The organism is Fibrella aquatilis, assembly GCF_017353255.1.
GTDB lineage: Bacteria > Bacteroidota > Bacteroidia > Cytophagales > Spirosomataceae > Fibrella > Fibrella aquatilis.
Map to the genome: position 1 here is coordinate 120,046 of NZ_JAFMYU010000001.1, position 18,376 is coordinate 138,421.

The 18,376-nt window shown below is 55.0% G+C and carries 15 protein-coding genes; 6 read left to right on the forward strand and 9 right to left on the reverse strand.

Going from position 1 to position 18,376, the window contains the following annotated elements; all coding sequences use genetic code 11:
* Window positions 1-256: 256 nt before the first annotated feature.
* From J2I48_RS00485 to J2I48_RS00505, 5 genes are all read right to left on the reverse strand, one after another.
* Window positions 257-2,338 (reverse strand): glycosyl hydrolase family 18 protein, encoded by a 2,082-nt coding sequence (locus J2I48_RS00485; RefSeq protein ID WP_207333418.1) that lies wholly within the window; start codon window positions 2,336-2,338, stop codon window positions 257-259.
* Between the two features lie 94 nt (window positions 2,339-2,432).
* A complete protein-coding gene (locus J2I48_RS00490; RefSeq protein ID WP_207333419.1) occupies window positions 2,433-2,936 on the reverse strand; it encodes a hypothetical protein in 504 nt (167 codons plus the stop codon).
* 110 nt (window positions 2,937-3,046) lie between these two features.
* Complete coding sequence (locus tag J2I48_RS00495) at window positions 3,047-4,147, reverse strand: acetate and sugar kinases/Hsc70/actin family protein (protein WP_207333420.1); 1,101 nt, start codon at window positions 4,145-4,147, stop codon at window positions 3,047-3,049.
* A 115-nt stretch (window positions 4,148-4,262) separates the two neighbouring features.
* Window positions 4,263-5,297 carry a hypothetical protein gene (locus J2I48_RS00500; protein ID WP_207333421.1) on the reverse strand — a complete coding sequence of 345 codons (1,035 nt, stop codon included), beginning with the start codon at window positions 5,295-5,297 and terminating at the stop codon, window positions 4,263-4,265.
* A 133-nt stretch (window positions 5,298-5,430) separates the two neighbouring features.
* Window positions 5,431-6,141, reverse strand: coding sequence for a hypothetical protein (locus tag J2I48_RS00505; protein ID WP_207333422.1), 711 nt, complete (start codon window positions 6,139-6,141; stop codon window positions 5,431-5,433).
* A 187-nt stretch (window positions 6,142-6,328) separates the two neighbouring features.
* Here J2I48_RS00505 and J2I48_RS00510 point away from each other — a divergent pair, with 187 nt between their 5' ends.
* The 5 genes from J2I48_RS00510 to J2I48_RS00530 all read left to right on the forward strand — a co-directional run bounded on the left by J2I48_RS00510 (window position 6,329) and on the right by J2I48_RS00530 (window position 10,761).
* Window positions 6,329-7,402, forward strand: a complete 1,074-nt coding sequence (locus J2I48_RS00510) for a GHMP family kinase ATP-binding protein (protein ID WP_207333423.1) — start codon at window positions 6,329-6,331, stop codon at window positions 7,400-7,402.
* A 58-nt stretch (window positions 7,403-7,460) separates the two neighbouring features.
* Window positions 7,461-9,476, forward strand: coding sequence for a (E)-4-hydroxy-3-methylbut-2-enyl-diphosphate synthase (ispG, locus tag J2I48_RS00515; protein WP_207333750.1), 2,016 nt, complete (start codon window positions 7,461-7,463; stop codon window positions 9,474-9,476).
* A gap of 107 nt (window positions 9,477-9,583) precedes the next feature.
* Window positions 9,584-9,772, forward strand: coding sequence for a DUF6728 family protein (locus J2I48_RS00520; RefSeq protein WP_207333424.1), 189 nt, complete (start codon window positions 9,584-9,586; stop codon window positions 9,770-9,772).
* Window positions 9,769-10,137 (forward strand): MmcQ/YjbR family DNA-binding protein, encoded by a 369-nt coding sequence (locus J2I48_RS00525; protein ID WP_207333425.1) that lies wholly within the window; start codon window positions 9,769-9,771, stop codon window positions 10,135-10,137. The genes J2I48_RS00520 and J2I48_RS00525 overlap by 4 nt, the downstream gene beginning before the upstream one ends.
* 63 nt (window positions 10,138-10,200) lie before the next feature.
* A complete protein-coding gene (locus tag J2I48_RS00530) occupies window positions 10,201-10,761 on the forward strand; it encodes a tetratricopeptide repeat protein (protein WP_207333426.1) in 561 nt (186 codons plus the stop codon).
* Window positions 10,762-10,958: 197 nt separating this feature from the next.
* On the opposite strand, the gene J2I48_RS00535 is transcribed toward J2I48_RS00530, so the two are convergent.
* Window positions 10,959-12,758, reverse strand: coding sequence for an acyl-CoA dehydrogenase (locus J2I48_RS00535; RefSeq protein WP_207333427.1), 1,800 nt, complete (start codon window positions 12,756-12,758; stop codon window positions 10,959-10,961).
* A 287-nt stretch (window positions 12,759-13,045) separates the two neighbouring features.
* On the opposite strand from J2I48_RS00535, the gene J2I48_RS00540 reads away from it, so the two are divergent.
* Window positions 13,046-13,579 (forward strand): DUF2911 domain-containing protein, encoded by a 534-nt coding sequence (locus J2I48_RS00540; RefSeq protein ID WP_207333751.1) that lies wholly within the window; start codon window positions 13,046-13,048, stop codon window positions 13,577-13,579.
* A 148-nt stretch (window positions 13,580-13,727) separates the two neighbouring features.
* On the opposite strand, the gene J2I48_RS00545 is transcribed toward J2I48_RS00540, so the two are convergent.
* From J2I48_RS00545 to tamL, 3 genes are all read right to left on the reverse strand, one after another.
* Entirely contained in the window at window positions 13,728-14,816 is a 1,089-nt protein-coding gene (locus J2I48_RS00545; RefSeq protein WP_207333428.1) for a Fic family protein, read from the reverse strand.
* A 117-nt stretch (window positions 14,817-14,933) separates the two neighbouring features.
* A complete protein-coding gene (locus tag J2I48_RS00550; protein ID WP_207333429.1) occupies window positions 14,934-15,869 on the reverse strand; it encodes a glycosyltransferase family protein in 936 nt (311 codons plus the stop codon).
* 41 nt (window positions 15,870-15,910) lie between these two features.
* A complete protein-coding gene (tamL, locus tag J2I48_RS00555; RefSeq protein WP_445451880.1) occupies window positions 15,911-18,343 on the reverse strand; it encodes a translocation and assembly module lipoprotein TamL in 2,433 nt (810 codons plus the stop codon).
* Window positions 18,344-18,376: the final 33 nt, after the last annotated feature.

The following is an 18,376-nucleotide window of genomic DNA, read 5'->3' on the forward strand; positions in this document are numbered from 1 at the left end:
TACCCAGAAAGTCGCAACATCAAACTCCTGATACGCACTGATGCCATCGCTTGGAGCGATGGCATCAGTGAGAAGGGCGCTACCGGCTGGTAAGCTAGTAAGCCACACTAAGATACTATTACCGAGAATTCAGAGATTACCCTATCGGCTCAGAAATAATAAGGTGCTGAATCAGGGTTATTTACAGCCACTTGATGCCCTAACACATCCGGTTCCAGGTGAGATGGGTGGAGCAGATACACTTACCAACCAGCCGTCAATTCGCGCAGATCTGGATAAATTTCCAGGGTCCCCAGGTGTCGGTTTGGTCGGGAACCTGACCGGGGTTGATGTACCATTTGCTTTCGAATAGCTTACCGTTATATACCACGCGGGTGCCTGCGGTGGGGTAGGCCTTGGTTGCATCATAGGCCGGTGCATTGCAGCCGGTGGGGTTGGGTGGCGGCGTGGGTGTATACACAGTCACGGCTACAGACGCGGCTGAGGTACCCGCCGATGTTTGTAGCTTGAACGTATAGCTGCCTGCTGTAGTAGGCGTGTAGCTCCACGTGGTACCGGCAAGTTGCTGTGTAGTTAGTTGAACACCGCTGATCAGCACCAGCAGCGTACCTGCCGAGGTCGCGCTGCCCGTAATGGTCGTACCCACCGCTACAGAGGTCGACGTAGGCGTGGGGGCAGGGGGCAGACCGGGTGTTGGTGGCCCACCCGCACAATCCTGAATATATTTCCAGGCACCCCACGGGTCGTTCGGGTTGGGGACATCACCGGGGTTGATCCACCATTTGCTCTCGTAAATTTTCTGGTTGTAGTAGACGCGGGTGCCCGCTGTTGGGTATGACTTGGTCGCGTCGTAGGCTGCATAGCCGCAACCACCGCCACTACCCGCCGTGACCGTCACCGTGGCCGATGCCGCTGAGGTGCCGCCACTTGTCTGAATTCTGAAGCTATAGCCACCCACAGTGGTCGGGGTGTAGCTCCACGACGTACCCGACACAGTTAGCGTAGTGAGTTGAACGCCGTCTTTCAACACCAGCAGCGTACCTGATACCGATGTGCCGATGATGGGGTTGTTGACCACAACGGAGGTACTGGAAACGGTTGGCGGACCAGGTACACCGGGTGGGGGCGTAGTTTGGTAGTCGAAGGCGGCGGCAATGGCGGCGGCGGGCGTGGCTCCGTTCAATACTTTTGCCGCCACGTTCAGGTACGTTACGCCCGTATAATTCGCGTCGGCAGGTAGCGCCGTGCGGGCCAACACCTGCCAGATCATGATGCCATCGCCTTTGCCACCCCGGTTTTCGGCTCCACCATTGCGGATGTATTCGGCTAGAGCGGCGGTGTTCTGCGCTGAATAGGTGTAGTAGGGACCCCAGGGTTCGTTGGGGACGTGGGTACCCGCCGCCAGCCGGAAGCCATATTGGTTGGCATACCAGGCATAGGCATTGAACATCAGGGTCCGGTCTTTGGCTGCTCCGGTGTTATAGCCCTGAAAAGCCACAATGTCGAGGTTGCTGCCTGCCGCCTTGAACACCGGAATCATGTGGCCCGTGGATGAGAAGCCGAAGAGTGAGATACTGTGCAGGGCATCGCTGAACGAGTACAGGTACGTATCAGGCTCACCCGTGATCTGGTTTCGTTTGGCATAGGCGTACTTGGCGGCGGGGTCGTCGTTATTGAGGCCGCCCAACGCCCCGGCACCAGACGGCGCACAGGCGATCAGATACCCTGCCGATTTGGGCATCAGCTGGCGCGACGAGTTGATAAACTGAATAAACCGCGCTACGTTGGCGGGACTGCCAATCTGGTCAAACGACCCGTCGGGTTCAAAATCCCAGTCGATGCCCGCAAAGCCCATGTCATCCACTAAGTCTTTGATCTGCTGGTAGTTGATGCTATAGGCATCTGGTGTGGCCCAGTAGGTCTCGCCGCCAAGCGATAAGATGACTTTAATGCCTTTTTGCGCTACAATAGCAAGGGCCGTTCGGAGCGTTTGGCCGTTGTAGGGCACCTCTATACCCGTTTGTGAGAGGTCATACGAGCCTTTTACATAACGCAGATTTGGTTTGGCAAACGCGAAAAAGAGGTGCGTCACGTGAGCGGGGACGGCCGTAAGCTGACTACTGCTGTTTACCAACTGCGTTTCGCTCCACGACGGAAAATAACCCAGCACAATAGGGGCCGTTGTTGTTGCCGCCAGCCGTGCCCCATTTAGGGTTGTCGGATTACGCTCAATAGCTGGCTGACAGGCCAACAAGGCAGCCAGCAGGCTAATCAGGCAAATAGGTAGCAGCCCAAAATGGCGGCGGTAAGCGTTGGCTATGTTCGATGAACCTGTCATAATGACTTATGATAAAGCAATACCTAACCAGCGCAAGATGTGTTGTTTTGCGAAAAACGTACTGTATTGTTAGTGGATGGATACTAAGGTTTGCTCAAAACACCCGGCTCCAGGCGAAGCGGATGATGATCAGCAGGGCTACGAATCCGAAGACGACATAGCTGAAGGGGACGTAGGTGAACGCCACAAGCTTCAGCCTGTCAACGAACCAAAGAATGCCGATGAGTGCGGCAATAAGGGTCATGAACCCCGACAACCGGCCAAAACCGGGGATGTATTTAAACGGCATTTTCCGCTTGATGAGCATCAACGTGGCCATCATCGTCAAGATAGGCAGTACTTGCAAAGCCAGGTTCATAGTCCACAGGCTTTGCCGTTCAAATAGAAACAGGTAGATGTTTAGTGTCAGGGCGAAGATGCCGGGGATGCAGGCCGCGTAGACCAAACCCGCATAGACGTACCGCCACCGCCAGATTTCGGCGTCGGTGGTGCCCGCCCACAGGTTTATCAGAAAGGCTAACGCGGGCACCGCCAGCAGCAACAGAGCTACAACACCCGGTTGGGCAGCAGCAAAATCGAAGAGGTCGCGGAAGGTCATAAAGAGAGTGGTAAGTGCTGAGCGGTAAGTGGTGAGTTTGCTTCCGCAAGTGTAGTTACTTATGCGGAAGCAAACTCACCACTTACCGCTCAGCACTTACCACTTCTTATCTACTTCAAGCTCAAAAGGTACCCAATCGTGAAGTTGGCGTCCCAGTCGAAGACGAACTGCTGGCAACCAGTGGCGTCGGCAACGGCCTTATAGATGTTGAGGCCCGCCTTTTGCTTGGCATTCTCGCTCTTGTAGTCGGCGGGCATTTTTAGTACGGTGTAGCGTTCTTTGCCGTTGCGCACCTGCTTGGCCAGCTCGAAAGGAATGCCGCCGATGATGAAGCACGTTTTGCGGTGGCTGCTGGGTACGCCCTTGGCTTTGCTTTTCACTTCGTCGTAGACCTTGCTGTCGTCGTCGCCGTTCTGGAAATATTTGGCCCCGAACGTCTCCACGGCCGACACGTCGCTGCCGTTTTTCCACGAGATCTTGGTGTTACCCGAGCCAATATCCACCACAAAGGCGTTGTCGTCAAATTCCGGGGGCAGCACCGACCGCAGACCAAGCCGGCCTTCCTGTTCGGGCGTTACGGTGTTGACTACATAGTTCAGTGCCTTCAGGTTCTTGATGATCTTCTGGGTCGTTTCGGCCTTCAGGGCACCTGAGCTAACCACAAACTGGATCTCGCGGCCATTCACGCCGAAATTGAGCATGTTGGCAATATACTGTTTCAGGCCTTCGCGAATGTCGAGGTCAGAAGCCATGTTTTCCAGCACGAGGCTGTTGCCAAAATCGGCTTTCTCCAGCTTCCAGCGCTTCTGGTCGTCAACGCGCACGATGAACGAGTTGAAGCCGCTGGCACCCAGTTCTACTACGCCCTTGAGCTTGCCGCCCACGGGTTCAGCCGCCTGAAAATTAAACGCCGGACGAGCACCGCCCGTGCTGGCCTCGCTCGATGCACCCGACGACGCGCCACCCGACGATGCTTCATCAGACGTGGCCGTGGCTTCGCTCGTGGCCTCACTGGTAGCAGACCCGTCGGCGTTGGGGGCCGTATGGTCTTCGTTTGAGGGCAGATTGGACGACGTTGTCTGTTCGGTTTTGTTGCCCGCCCGGAATTTCTGGATCAGGTCAATACCGGCCACATATTTCAAGCCTAAATAAATAAGGCCAATAATCAGGGCCGTAATCAGCAGGCGACCTGCGGTAGTTAATCGTTGCATAAGCGAAAGAGTGAAAGAGATAAAGAGTGAATGGTGAAAGAGCGAATGGCGAAAGAGTGAGTTAAGCGCAATAGGTTCGTATAAAACGCTCTTTCACCATTCACTCTTTCACCCATTAGTCCAACAGGCTCCGATAACCCTCGTCTTTGGGGGGATTGATGACGCGGGCTTCCACGGCGCGGTCGGCGGCAGGGGCGTTTAGCTGCACCAGCGAAAACTCGCCTTTATTGTAGGCCTCCAGCAGCGTCTGCCCTTTGTCCGACAGCATACCGTTCTGGATGTCTACCCCGTTGATGAAGTCCATCGACAGGTCCATGGCCCGCTTCATTTCGCCCAGCTTTTTGCTCATGTCGTCCTGGATATACTCCATCGACTCGTCGAAATAAAACTTCTTGTCGGGGTTGCCTTTGAAGATGCTCACGGCGGTCTTCAGGGCATTCGAGCTTTCTTTAACGATCTGGTATTCAGTCTCTTTTAGCTTTACCTTGATATCGGTTTCCTTGATCAGGTAATCGGCCGATTTGTTTACTTTCTCCATAAACTCCAGCACCAGCTTCATGTTGCGTTGCAGGGGGAACAGTTTCTCGTTCATCTCCTGCAAACCTGCGCCTTCCATGGTGGCCAGGGTGGCGGCTTCTTTCATGCCGGGGCGAGTAGCGGCCAGTTCATTGGCCTTGTTGGCCTCGTTGAATTTGGCTTTGATGCTCTCGTTGTTCTCGTTGATCTTCTTGTTCAGCTTCACGAGTTGCCCGGCCAGCGTGTCGATCTGTCCCTGCATTTTCTCGCGCTTTTCGCGGAGGTCCTGCACGTAGATTTTCATGATGGCAATGGGGTCCAGTTGCACCACCACGCCCGTGAGCTTGCGCATGAATGTTTTGAACAGGAAGAACACCGCCGTGCGCACGTCGCGGCTGGTGAACAGGAACACCAGCAACGCCAGCACCCCCAGCAGACCTGCCAGATAGAGCGTATTTTCGGTAGCGCGGATCAGGAATTCCAGAATCCGGTTGAAATAGACCAGGCCAAGTGCGCCCAGCCCACCCAGGGCCAGCATACCCGCAATGCCCTCGGGACGGCTCCAGAAGGAGCCTTTGCTGGCACCCTCCGATGAGTTGCCGCCAGCCAGTTGTGAAAAATCAGGAGAAGCCATGTGTTTAGTTTAAGGAGTAGGGATTTACGAATTACGATGTACGAATTACGATTTGTTGCTGACGCATGGGGTTACTCTACAGCATAGGAGCGCGTCAGCAATAAATCGTAAATCGTAATTCGTACATCGTAAATCATTTTAGGTAAGAGCCGATTTTACTCACGTCGGCTTTGATTTGTTCGGTGAAATTGGTGTAGGTAGCTTCGAAGTTGGCCCGGTTCTGGTTGATCTTGGTACTCTGCTCTACCACTTCGCCGCCAATTTGTGCCAGCCGGTCATTGTTCTTGCCCAACCGTTGTTGCAGTTCCGCAATTTGCTTGCCAATAGCCTCATTGTCGGCCTGTAGCTTTTTTTGCTCAGCCTGCAACCCGCCCACGCGGTCCTGAATAGCTGATTCTACGCTCTTCAGAAACGACTCCCGGTCGGCGGTCAGGGCAGCCAGGTATTGGTTGGCCGCCGTCGATAGCGTTTGGGGGTCTGCCGTGCCGGCCATAGCTTTGAAGCTGGCCCACGCCGCCTGAAACTGCTTATCTTCGGGCAGGCCCAGGCTACTGAGGTTGCGCAGAATCTCGCGAAACTCGAAATAGTCCGGTCCGGGCAGGTTGGCTTTGCCAAGCACCGCTGCAAAGTGGTCGACAAACTTGGTATCTATGCTGCCCGGTCCGGCGGCCACGCTACCCCCTGTGGGCGGCGTATAGCTCGAAACAGGTTGGCTCGCAGGTGCTGACTGCCCCTGCCCGGCGGCGGGCGCAGCCCCGCCCGAATTGCCTTGCGGCGCACTGGAGTCTTCTTTAATGAAAAACCCCATTAACTTTTCACCTAGACTTTTGTCTGTGTCTGCCATACCGATTTGTGGGTGATTGACGGGGCAATACTACAATACTACCCGTAATCTACAACCGCCATCTCTGATAAACGGTTATAGAACCACCCCAATGTGCATGGGAGTAGATGGACGAAAAAACCGTGTTTCAGGCATCAGGTACGATCTATCTCCACACGCCTTTTTACCACATAAAGCTCCACTGACCTTGATTGTTTCTGTTATATCTACTGCCCCCGCCCGAATTTGCCTCTTCGGCGACGATCAGGATTACCTGGGACTGCCTGTGCTGACGGCTTCGCTCACCCTGCGCACCAAACTGACCGCTTGGCACCACGGCCAGCCCGGTTTTCGGTTTCGGTTTGCCCACCCCGGACGGCGCCTGAGCGTTGCCTTCGATGGTATACCGCTCGCTTACGAGACTGACCATGACTACCTCCAGGCCTGTATTAACGTACTGTTGCGCGAGGGATTTACGTTCAGCCGGGGTATCGAAGGCGACATCCAGGACGAGTTTCCGGCCGGCATCGGGGCATCGTCGGCGCTGGTGATAAACTGGCTCAACGCCCTGGCTCAGCTTGCCGATCAGCCCGCCCGGCTTACAGCCGCGCAATTGGCTCAACTGACCTACGCGGCAGAGGTGCTTGAGTTTGGCCATTCGTCTAGCCACATCGACCAGCAGACTACGGCCCTGGGTGGGTTACTTTATTTTCCTCAGGGTGTCGCTGGCACTGCTCAGTCGCTGCCAGTGCCGCTGGGTAGTTTCATGCTGGTCGAATGGCGGGATGCTGTACTGGAAACGGTGGGCACAGCTGACTACCCTCATCAGCGGTCATTATCGGGCGACGTACTGGAGCGTATTGGTCGGGTCAATCCGGGGTTTTCGGTACAGACGGCTATCCCGCCCGAAGCCACGGAATATAAGGATCAGCTGAGCAAGGATGATTACGTATTGCTGAAAGCTACCCTGGCCTGCCGCGACCTCACCACCGACGCCCTGGCACTACTGCACGCGCCCCACCTTAACCACGCCCGGCTAGGTCAGCTACTTACCCAGCTCCATACCTACCTGCGCGATGCCTACCAACTGTCGTCGCCCCAGGCCGACCGGCTGCTCGACGTGGCCCTGCGGGCAGGAGCGCTGGGTGGTAAGGTCATTGCCGGCAGCCGGGCGGGGGCGTTGCTCGTCTATGCGCCCGACAACAGCCGACAGGTTGCTGAGGCCATTGAACGAGCAGGCGGACGGGCCACCGTAGTGCGGCTGGGTGCGGGCGTAGCCTAATTGAAACAGGCTTGCAGACGAATGTGTTACCTTTGTGGCGCTAGATACTGCCACGCTCATGCTCGATTTTCTGACCAATGCCTTTACCGGCGACAAAGCCAAAGCGCCCGCGCTGTATGCCCCCTCGCTAACCGAATACCGCCGCCGCCAGACCATCACGGTCAACATCGGCGATGTGCCGATGGGGTCCGATTACCCCATCCGGGTGCAGTCGATGACCACCATCGACACCATGGATACGAAAGGGTCGGTGGAGCAGAGCATCCGCATGATCGAGGCGGGCTGTGAATACGTGCGCATTACGGCACCCAGCGTGAAAGAGGCGCAGAACCTGGAGAACATCCGCAAGGAACTTCGGGCGCGGGGCTACACCACGCCACTGGTGGCCGACATCCACTTCACGCCCAACGCCGCCGAATTGGCCGCCCGCGTGGTGGAAAAAGTGCGCATTAACCCCGGTAACTACGCCGACCGGAAGCGGTTTGAACACATCGACTACACCGATGCCGGTTACGCCGCTGAGCTGGACCGGATTCGCGAAAAATTTCTGCCCCTGGTTCGTATTTGTAAGGAGTACGGCACGGCTATGCGCATCGGCACCAACCACGGCTCGTTGTCTGACCGCATTCTGAGCCGCTACGGCGACACGCCCGTGGGCATGGTGGAGTCGGCGCTGGAGTTTCTGCGGATCTGCGAGGAAGAAAATTATTACAACACGGTGCTCTCCATGAAGTCGAGCAACCCGCAGGTGATGGTGCAGGCGTACCGGATGCTGGTGCAACGCCTTGACGAAGAGGGACTTAAACCGTACCCGCTGCACCTGGGCGTAACCGAAGCAGGCGAGGCCGAAGACGGACGGATCAAGTCGGCGCTGGGTATTGGCACCCTGCTGGAAGACGGCTTGGGCGATACCGTGCGGGTGTCGCTGACGGAAGACCCGGAGTTTGAGGCCCCCGTAGCCCGCGCCCTAATTGACCGGTATACGCACCGCGCCGAAACGGCCAAACCTATTCCGGCCCTGACCGAACTACCCTACGACCCGTTTCAGTACACCCGTCGGCAGACGCACGAGGTGGCCAACTTTGGGGGGAGCAACGTGCCCCGCGTGCTGGCCGATTATAGCCAGACGCCCGTGCAGGAAGTAGACGTGCTGAAGGCAGTGGGTCATTTTTACCTGCCCCTGCCCGACAAGTGGCGTATGAACGACCTGGGGGCCGATTATCTTTATACGGGTGCTCAAACGGCTGGTTTCATGCTGCCCAACGGCCTGAAAGAAGTGGTCGACTACAGCATCTGGCGCAGTCATCCCGATGTGCTGAACGTGCTGCCCATGCTGACGGCCAGTCAATACCTGTTGGCCCGACAGCAGCAGCAAGGCCTGCACATCCGGCTCAATTTTGTGCGCTTTACCCTCGCCGACCTGACCGATGAACTGGCCAATGCGCTGAACAACGACCGCAACGTGGTAGGGTTGGTGTATAGCGACAACAGCCACGCTATGCCCGAACTCCGGCGGCTGTTCGTTGACCTCACCGAGCGCGGGCTGACCCTGCCGGTGGTAATCCAACGCCGCTACGAAGGCGTACCCACCGCCGAATTGCCCCTCTACGCCGCTACCGACGTGGGTGGCCTGCTCATCGACGGCTTTGGCGATGGTATCCTGCTGGAAGCCACCCGCCCATCCGACCACGATGAACACAAGCAACTGAACGGCCTGGCGTTTGGCATTTTGCAGGCAGCCCGGACGCGCATCACCAAAACCGAATACATCTCCTGCCCCTCGTGTGGCCGTACCCTGTTCGATTTACAGGAAACCACGGCTCACATCCGGCAGCGGACTGAACACCTGAAGGGCGTGAAAATCGGTATCATGGGTTGCATCGTGAACGGCCCCGGCGAAATGGCCGACGCCGACTACGGCTATGTGGGCATTGGCCGCGACAAAATTTCGTTATACCGTGGCCAGCAGGTAATCAAAAAATCAGTCTCGGCAGCCAACGCGGTCGATGAATTGATCGAGTTGATCCGCGAAGATGGCCGCTGGATTGAGCCGGGAATTGAGGTAGATGAATAAGGAAAAATACGCCAGAAACAGGCCATTTCGTAAACCTTTTCGGCCTACAAATGGCTATACTAGAGAAGGGGTTTCCCTCTTCCTTCACACGTCAAAACAACTTTATTGTGAGCCGTTTAGCTGATTATTTCAAAATTGGGCCTGTGTTTAGCTACTTCATCAATGTATTTCGCAAGCCAGACCCCAACAAACCGAGCAACGTGAACCTGCGCATGATGCACGGAATCAACCGGATTTCGATTGTCATGTTCCTGATCTGTTTGCTGGTGATGATCTACCGAGCCTTTATTCGATGACCTTCGACGACCTGCGTACGTATTGCCTGAGCAAACCCGCCACCACCGAATCATTACCGTTCGACGAAACGACGCTGGTGTTTAAGGTGGCTGGCAAAATGTTCGCCCTCAGCGATATGGACGCTCGTCCGGTGCGGGTAAGCCTGAAATGTGATCCTGAACGGGCCGCTCAACTGCGTGAAGAATACGATGCTATCGAGGCTGCTTTTCATATGAGCAAGCGGCACTGGAACACCGTCACCTTCGATGGCTCTCTGCGCAATGCCATGCTCCGCGAACTTATTGATCATTCGTATGAACTGGTGGCAAGCGGGTTGCCCAAGGCTATCCGGGCCACGCTGAATCAGTTGCCCGCCGAATCGTAGCCAGTGGTCGATTGGTTGAGCCGGAATTCGTAAATTAGCTTTCAAAAACGACGCATCAACAGTATGGAAGTCGCAGCGCTGGGATTCCTTTTTATCATCTACCTGATTCTACGCTATTACCTGATCGACCACGAGACGGCAACGGATAAGGATATGCGGCGGTTTCAAGCTGGCATTCAGCAGGTTACGGCCCGGCAGTATAATGAGGCTTTTGATTATTTCAACGATGCCGTAAAGCAGCACCCCAACTCGGCGGTGGCCTATGCGTTTCGGGGCAAGTGTCAGTTGATGCTCGAAAACCATTATTCGGCCATTTATGATCTCACCCAGGCCCTCAACCGCGACAACACCATTGCCGATTGTTACCTGGACCGGGGCGTGGCTCATTACAACGTCGAGCAATACACTGAAGCCTTTCGCGAGTTTGACAAAGCCGTCTGGCACATCCGCGACGAGCGCCCCGACGCTTACCGTTGGCGTGCCCGCGCTCGCATTGAGCTTCGTCAGCTAAGCCAGGCAGAAAACGACCTCCGCCGCGCCGTAATGCTCGGCGATGAAGACGCCTTCCAACTTTTGCGCCAACCGCCCTTCACCAGGCCCCTGCCCGTGGCGAAGCGCCGGTAAGGCGAAGAGTGTTTCGAGTTTTCAGTTTATAAACAGCAAAAGCCCTTCGTGTGAAGGGCTTTTGCTGTTTTAAGGGGGATGTGGTTGGCTTTGCACTCCGATTTGCTGTTGCATGAGGCTACGCGCTCTAAGCCGGAACGCCGGACCGCCTTAGAGCGCGTAGCCTCATGCAACAGTACAACTACATCTTCTCCCCCTTACAACGCCAATTCCTTCGCCGACACAATAGTCAGTACCTCGGTGTCTTTGAGGCGGGCGGCGAGGCCCAGGGTCTTGGGCACCTCGTAGTGGAAGAAGAACTTCATGGTGTGGAGCTTGCCTTCGTAAAAAGCCAGTTCGTCGCCTTGCGGGTTTTGGGTCAGCATGGCCTGCTTGGCTACAATAGCTTGCTTCAGCCACTGCCAGGCAATCACCACAATACCCATTTGCTCCAAAAACAGGGTAGCATCGCTCAGGTAGCGTTCGTAGTCACCAGCACCGGCATGGGGCATTATGGCCTGCAATACTTCCTGAATACGGCCCAGTTCGGTTTTTAGCATCCCAGCATAGGGTTTTAGCTCGTCGTGGGTGGCGGCTTCGGCGATGGTCTTGCCTATTTCGCCCATCAGAATCTGGGCTGCTTTACCCCCCTTCATGGTCATTTTCCGACCCAGCAAATCCTGCGCCTGAATGCCCGTGGTACCTTCGTAGATGGGCGTAATCCGGATGTCGCGGTAGAGCTGTTCCACCGGAAAGTCTTCCGTGAAGCCGTATCCGCCAAACGTTTGCAAACTCTGACTCACCGACTGCACTCCCATCTCTGACGGGTACGTTTTGGCCATCGGCATCAGGATTTCGACCAGCAGGTGGGCATTCTCTTTTTCCTCGCCTTCCGCCACGCGTGAGATGTCATAGGCACGGGCTGCTTCCAATAGAAGTGACAGCGAACCTTCGGTTACGGCTTTTTGGAACAACAACATCCGCCGCACGTCGGGGTGATTGATAATGGCCGTTTGGGGCGTGTCGAGGGCATTTTTCTCGTTTAGTCGGCGGCTTTGAGGCCGTTCGCGGGCATATTGCAGGGCGGCGTGGTAGGCGGCAGTGGCAATGCCGGCGGCGGTCATGCCCACGCCGATGCGGGCACCGTTCATCATCTGAAACATGTAGGGTAACCCCTGATGCGGCTGGCCCACAAGGTAGCCAATACAGTCGTCGGCTTCGCCCATGGTGAGGTGCATGGCGGGTACGCCCTTCTGACCCAGCTTATGATACACGCCCGTGGAGGTAACGTCGTTGCGGACTTTTCCCGCTTCGGTAATGCGGTATTTGGGCACGACAAACAGCGAAATGCCCTTCGTGCCTTTGGGCGCTCCGTCGATGCGGGCCAGCATGAGGTGAATGATGTTGTCGGCTACATCGTGATCACCCGCCGAGATAAACACCTTCTGCCCTTTGATCTTATACGTACCGTCGGGCTGGGGTGTGGCCGACGTAGTCACGTCAGAGAGCGACGAACCCGCCTGTGGCTCCGTGAGGGCCATGGTGCCCTGCCATTTGCCCGACAGCATATTGGGTACAAACTCTTCGGCCAACTCGGGTGAGCCAAACGACACGATCAGATCAGCCGCGCCAGAGGTCAGGCCGGTGTACATCATGCCGTTGTTGGCCGCCATCAGGATGAAGCCAATGCTCGACGTAATGAGTTCGGGGAGTTGCTGTCCGCCATGCTCAAAGGAGAAGCCGGCGCCAATCAGTCCGGCATCGCCCACGGCTTTGATGTACGCCTTAATGCTGGGGTGCACCGTTACCTGACCGTCTTTCAGTTCGGGCTGGTTACGGTCTACATCGCGCACGTGGGGGTACATGAGCGTGTCGGCAATGTGCGTAGCCGAATCAATCGCCATGTCAAATGTACCCCGGTCGTGGTCGGCGAAGTGGGGGTACTGCGTCAGGTCTTCGGCACGAAATACGTCGTGCAGCAGGAAATTGAGGTTGCGTTTGCTGAAATAAGCGGACATGGGAGAGCCTGGAGTAAGTGGAGGATGTATTGATTTACGATGTACGAATTACGAATTACGATTTGTTGCTGACGCGCTCCTATGCTGTAGAGTAACCCCATGCGTCAGCAACAAATCGTAATTCGTAATTCGTACATCGTAAATCAACAGTATGCATGCATACTATTTATGTAAAAGTAGGAAAAAGTTGGATGCAATGGAGACGATGGGTAGAAAACCATATTGGAATGGCTTGCGTTTACGTTTTAATACTGAATCACTAACTAACCAACTCATTCATGAACCACATGAAACGTTCTGTATCATTGCTGCTCGTTGTTCTACTGGCCTTCGCGTCGGCGGCCGTAGCCCAAAATCGGAAGAGTCCGCACACCACCGTCGAAAGTCCCGACAAGAGCATTAAGGTCGTTTACGGCCAACCGTCGAAGAAAGGACGGGTCACGTTTGGCCCTGAAGGCAGCACCAGCATGGAGAAATTTGGTAAGCCCTGGCGCACCGGTGCCGACGAAGCCACCGAAGTGACGTTTAAAAACGACGTGATGTTTGGCGGCAAAATGGTGAAGGCCGGCACCTATACGCTGGTTACGTTTCCCGACCCCAAAGAGTGGGGCGTGGTGCTCAACAGCCAGCTAGGCCAGTGGGGTGCTTATGACTACGACAAGTTCAAGGAGAAAAACGTGGTAGAGGTGAAAGTGCCCGTGTCGGCCAATAAGACGCCCATTGAAACCCTGACCATTACGCCCTCAAACAAGAGCATCGCCATTGCCTGGGACAACATGACCGTGTCGGTTCCCGTTATGGCCCACGGCGCGAGTAATTAGTGACATGGTGGTCATTCAGTGGTCATTATATGACAGCGAAGCGAATGACAGCCAATGACTATTGAATGACAGCGAAGTGAATGACAATTAATGACCAATGACCAAAAAACCCCGATTCTGATTCAGAATCGGGGTTTTTGCTTTTATGTCAATCGGCCAGAAGGTCGATCAGCCGTTGGTTGACGTAGTAGGTAGTGCGGCCAATGGGGTTGGGCGTAAGGATGCCCGCAGCGGCTAATTTTTTCAGGTATGTCGAAGCTGTTTGGCGCGTAGCCAGACCCCGACGCTGGAGCAAATCAATTTTCAAATAAGGGAGCGTAAAAAGTAGTTTGAGCAAAGCGTGGTCATAACTGCTGCCTAAGGCTTGTCGGGTTATTGGCTCTAACTCGTCCATAAGTTGTAACATCCGGCGAATTTTACTCGTGGATAGCTGAGCGGTATCCCGGATACCATTCAACATAAAGACAATCCATTCGGTCCAGTTTTGCCCTTCAGTTACCTGCCGCAACAGCCGGTAATAATCGCTTTTATATACGTTGATATACCGGCTCAGATAAAGAACGGGTTGGGGTAACAGATTTTGCTGAACTAGATATAATACGTTCAAAATTCGTCCGGTGCGGCCATTACCGTCCATAAATGGGTGAATGGCTTCAAATTGATGATGGATCAGTGCCATCTTGATGAGCGGGTCTGTTCCATCAGGTTGATCTTCATTGATAAACCGCTCCAGGGCAGCCAATTTCTGCCGTAGTACGTCTTCACAACAGGGAGGGGTATATACAACGCTATTGCTGCTTGCATTACGCAAGGCTGTTCCAGGTGTATTGCGTACACCGGCACCGTTTTGCTTAAGTGTTTGGACAATGTCTACAAAAAGATTGGTTACCAGCAGGTTATGTTGTTTCTGCATCTTATGTAGGCCCACATAAAGCGCTTCCCGGTAGTTCAATACTTCTTTGGCCATTGCTGAGGTAGCTGCATCATCGGCAATGGCACGGTATAATTCGTCTTGTGTCGTTACGATGTTTTCAATAGCCGAACTGTCTTTGCTTTCCTGTACAACCAGCGTGTTGAGCAATATGGCCGGGTCTGGTAACGAGGCACATAAGCCATTTAGCTCGCCTAAATAGCGTGATGCTTCTGCTAAAGCTCGAAGAATAACGGGATCATCAAGGTCCGTGGCGGGTGGTAGGTCTGGCAGGTCATTATAAGGTAGCAGCGGATCGTAGGCCATGAGTCATGTTAGGTTTCAGGTGCAAATCTAACATAATGGGCTGTTGATGTTAAGCACCTTAACATCAACAGCCCATTATGTTAGAAAAACGACCTCTTTCTAACATCAACCCTCACATCACTTCACCAGCTTATAATTCTTCCACTCGCCGAAGCGGTGCTTGAGGCGGTCTTCGATGGCGTAGATGATTTTGTCTTTCAGGCTCTGCACGTGGTGAATCTTGGTGGGGTCGAAATCATTCGGGGCGGCGGCAATGTAGGGTTGCATCACGGCGGGGTGAGTACCCTCGAAGCGTTTGATGCGGAAGATGTCGTAATAGTCGTACACCTTCGACGGTGCCGCGGGGGCGGGTTTGGTTTCGGTCTGAGCCAGCGTATGCAGGGCGGGTTCATCCATATCGCGACCATAGAACGTACGGAAATAAGCCCATTTCTGAAACATCTGCTCGGCGGGGCGCACGAAGCTGTAATGATGCACCGGCACGGGCACGTACGTCACGCGGAGCTTGGTGCCTTTTTCACCCGCTTCATACGCCGCAAACGAGCTGTATTTCCGAAACCCCTGCGAGTCGCGGTAGGCGTAGGCGTTGATGCCGTTGCGGAACACGCGAATCTCTTTTTTGTGCTGCTTGCGGGTGTTGTTGAGGTAGTCGTAGCTGCCGTGGAAGTTCAGGAAGTCGAACAGCAGCCCGTCGATGTCGGGGCGGTCATTAACGGACTCGATGGCGGCGCGGATGGTAGGCAGGTCCTGCTCGTGCATCACCTCGTCGGCCTGAATATGGAATAGCCAGTCGCCGGTGCAGGCGTTGAGGGCAATGTTGGCCTGCTGGGCGAAGATCTTGCCGTTTCCGCGCATGGTCTCATCCCAAACGGTGTCGATAATCCTGATTTTGGGGTCGTTGAGAGCCACCAGCGCGCCGCGGGTTTCGTCGCTGGAATTACCTACGGCAATGCAAAATTCATCGCAGAGAGGCAAAATCGACTGGATAGCGGCCAGGTATGGATACTGGTAGGTAAAGCCGTTGCGGATATACGAAAAGCCGCTGATTTTCATGTTGCTGTAATTAAGAGGCAGCAAAAGTAAGCAGGTTTTTCTCAGAAGGGGTACCCCACCGCAATGTTAAGCACCAGGTTGTCGCGCCGCCAGTCGCGGTCGCGGAAGTTGATTTTGTTCAGCACCCAGCGTTGCCCTTCGGGCAGGTAGGGAATGCTGAACGGCGTGGCCAGGTCGGCGCGGACCAGGAAATAGGAGAGGTCGATGCGCAGCCCAATGCCGCCCCCAATAGCCAGTTGTTTGGCAAAATCTTTCGTAAACTCCGCTCCCGGACCGTACGTGCTTACCCGTGCGTAACTCCAGACGTTACCCGCATCGACAAAAGCGGCGAGTTGAAGTAACGACGTCAGTTTAGCCCGAAGTTCGGTGTTCACTTCCAGCTTAATATCGCCACCTCCATCCTGGAATAGTGTGCCTTTTGCAGGGGTGTATGTACCCGGCCCAGCCGCTCGAGGACGGAAAGCGCGAACACTGTTGGCTCCGCCTATAAAATATTGACGAATAAAGGGCATCTCGTTACTGTTGCCATATGGAATGCCGACACCTCCGAAAAAGCGATTCGCCCAAGTCAGTTTTGGACTAAGCTGGAAGTAGTGCCGCGTGTCGAGGTCGAACCGGAAGAACTGCGCAAAAGGCAAGCCAGCAATGTTTTTGTATCCCGTATCGTCTGGCTTGATCAGCAAACCTGCCAAATTCCCGGCTGGCTCCATGTTGATAGTGAGGCGGTTCGTGTATCGACGGCGCGTTTGTGGGTCCGAATTGTAATTAAAAGTGTATAGCGCACTCAAAATAAACTGGGCCTTCAGCAAACGGGCATACGTCGGACCGGTCAAGGTGTCAAGCAGTCCAGCAATGAACTTCGGCTGTTCAAAATTGTAGATGTTGACGTAATTGACATAGAAAGGCGAAAACGAATGCTCGACCCTATTGCTTGTACGGAATGCATAGCCAAACGAGGCCCTTGCCGAGCTAAGATTATAGAGCGAGTCGCGCTGAAGAATTTCGTACCCAACCGTCAGGTTTGTTTTGGGCAGAATGGATCGCCGGTCGTAACGGATCTTGAAAGGCGACACCAGCCGGGGGAAACTTAGCGTGGCATCGATACCGTAGCGGTAGTTGGTCACCCCCCGCCCCGCCGCGCCTATTTGCAGGTCTATACCAGCTGTAGCGTTAACCTGCAATTGTTCAGCCCGGCGTAGAAAATTGCGATCTATGTAGCTGGCTGTCAACAGTGTGCCCGCCAGATTGTTCGACCGCGAGTTGCCCGATACCTCCAGTCGGACCGACCGTTTGGGTAGGGGTGTGAGGTAGTAGTTGGCATCCATCAGGGCCGAGTCGCGGCCGTAGCGGCCCACCGGCTCGAACCGGTTGCGGATGTATTTGAAGGTGCCCAGGTTCACCAGCCGCGACAGCGAGAGGTCCTGCGCCCGGCTGTTATAACGCCGCCCCGGCCGGATACTGATCACGTCTTCAAACAACACCGGATTGTACACCCGCGACGAATCGACGATGTAGAATTTGCCGGGCGGGGCCGTCTTGCCCGAATCGGCCGCCGTGGGAATAGGGGCCTGATAGGCCAGCGTGCGGTTGGTGTCGGTGCGGGCCGTGGCCAGAGTGTAATTGGGGAAAATATAGATGTTGCGCAGGAAATAAGGCACTTTGGCCGCCGCCGGAATGTCGGGTTTGATGGCCAGGTAGAACCGCACCCTGTGGTTGCCCACGGCGGTGTCGGTCAGCACGGTCACGTAATCGGGTAGGAAGTAGAAAAATCCCCGCTGCTTAATGGCCGACCCGATCCGCTCTTTTTCGGCCTTGACTACGTCAAGCACAAAGGGGTTGCCTGCTTTCAGAAACGACTGGGGCGAGGCGTTGAACATGGCCCGCGCCACTAGCGTAGAGTCGCCGATAAACGAGACCGAGTCGATTAGGTAGCGCTGTGGCACCTGAATGGTGTAGCGGGCTTTGGTCTGGTAGCCGTTCACGTCGACAAAGTCGCCCTGGAGGCTAGTGCCAAAATAGCCTTCGTTCTCCAGCGTGTTGCCCATGAGCTGCCCGTTGGCGGCCAGTCCCCGCGCCGAGGCCAGTACGGGTGCTTCGCCAAACTTCCGCCGCAGCCCCGCCCGGAAGCCTTTTTCTTTTTTCGGCTCGCCCACGAAATAGTAGAAGGCCACCTTGTACGGAAACCCAAATATGCGCGAGTTGGGCCGTGGCCGCGCCAGCGCCTGCAACTCGGTCACAAGCCGTTCCTTCTCTTTCTTAGCAATGGTCGAATCGGTCTTCAGCACGAAATCGGCTCCGACATATAGTTTCTCTCCTGTCGGCAAATGCTTGGCCACGTTACAGGATTGGAGTATTGTAATGTATAATGTACAATGAATAATCGGTCCGCCGATGCAGTACAATGACCTTCGCATCAACCTACGGATGTGAACTGCCTGACTGGGTGAATGGTATGGTGTACTCGTTGATTTCATTTCGTTGTGTTCACTCGTGTACAATGGTGGTCC

Excerpts from the sequence above, each read along its gene's own strand:
- J2I48_RS00550 (WP_207333429.1), bottom strand. The coding sequence starts at position 15,869 with ATGAAAATCAGCGGCTTTTCGTATATCCGCAACGGCTTTACCTACCAG.
- ispG (WP_207333750.1), top strand. The coding sequence starts at position 7,461 with ATGCTCGATTTTCTGACCAATGCCTTTACCGGCGACAAAGCCAAAGCG.
- J2I48_RS00525 (WP_207333425.1), top strand. The coding sequence starts at position 9,769 with ATGACCTTCGACGACCTGCGTACGTATTGCCTGAGCAAACCCGCCACC.
- J2I48_RS00530 (WP_207333426.1), top strand. The coding sequence starts at position 10,201 with ATGGAAGTCGCAGCGCTGGGATTCCTTTTTATCATCTACCTGATTCTA.
- J2I48_RS00540 (WP_207333751.1), top strand. The coding sequence starts at position 13,046 with ATGAAACGTTCTGTATCATTGCTGCTCGTTGTTCTACTGGCCTTCGCG.
- J2I48_RS00500 (WP_207333421.1), bottom strand. The coding sequence starts at position 5,297 with ATGGCTTCTCCTGATTTTTCACAACTGGCTGGCGGCAACTCATCGGAG.
- tamL (WP_445451880.1), bottom strand. The coding sequence starts at position 18,343 with ATGAAATCAACGAGTACACCATACCATTCACCCAGTCAGGCAGTTCAC.
- J2I48_RS00505 (WP_207333422.1), bottom strand. The coding sequence starts at position 6,141 with ATGGCAGACACAGACAAAAGTCTAGGTGAAAAGTTAATGGGGTTTTTC.
- J2I48_RS00535 (WP_207333427.1), bottom strand. The coding sequence starts at position 12,758 with ATGTCCGCTTATTTCAGCAAACGCAACCTCAATTTCCTGCTGCACGAC.
- J2I48_RS00545 (WP_207333428.1), bottom strand. The coding sequence starts at position 14,816 with ATGGCCTACGATCCGCTGCTACCTTATAATGACCTGCCAGACCTACCA.
- J2I48_RS00490 (WP_207333419.1), bottom strand. The coding sequence starts at position 2,936 with ATGACCTTCCGCGACCTCTTCGATTTTGCTGCTGCCCAACCGGGTGTT.
- J2I48_RS00495 (WP_207333420.1), bottom strand. The coding sequence starts at position 4,147 with ATGCAACGATTAACTACCGCAGGTCGCCTGCTGATTACGGCCCTGATT.
- J2I48_RS00485 (WP_207333418.1), bottom strand. The coding sequence starts at position 2,338 with ATGACAGGTTCATCGAACATAGCCAACGCTTACCGCCGCCATTTTGGG.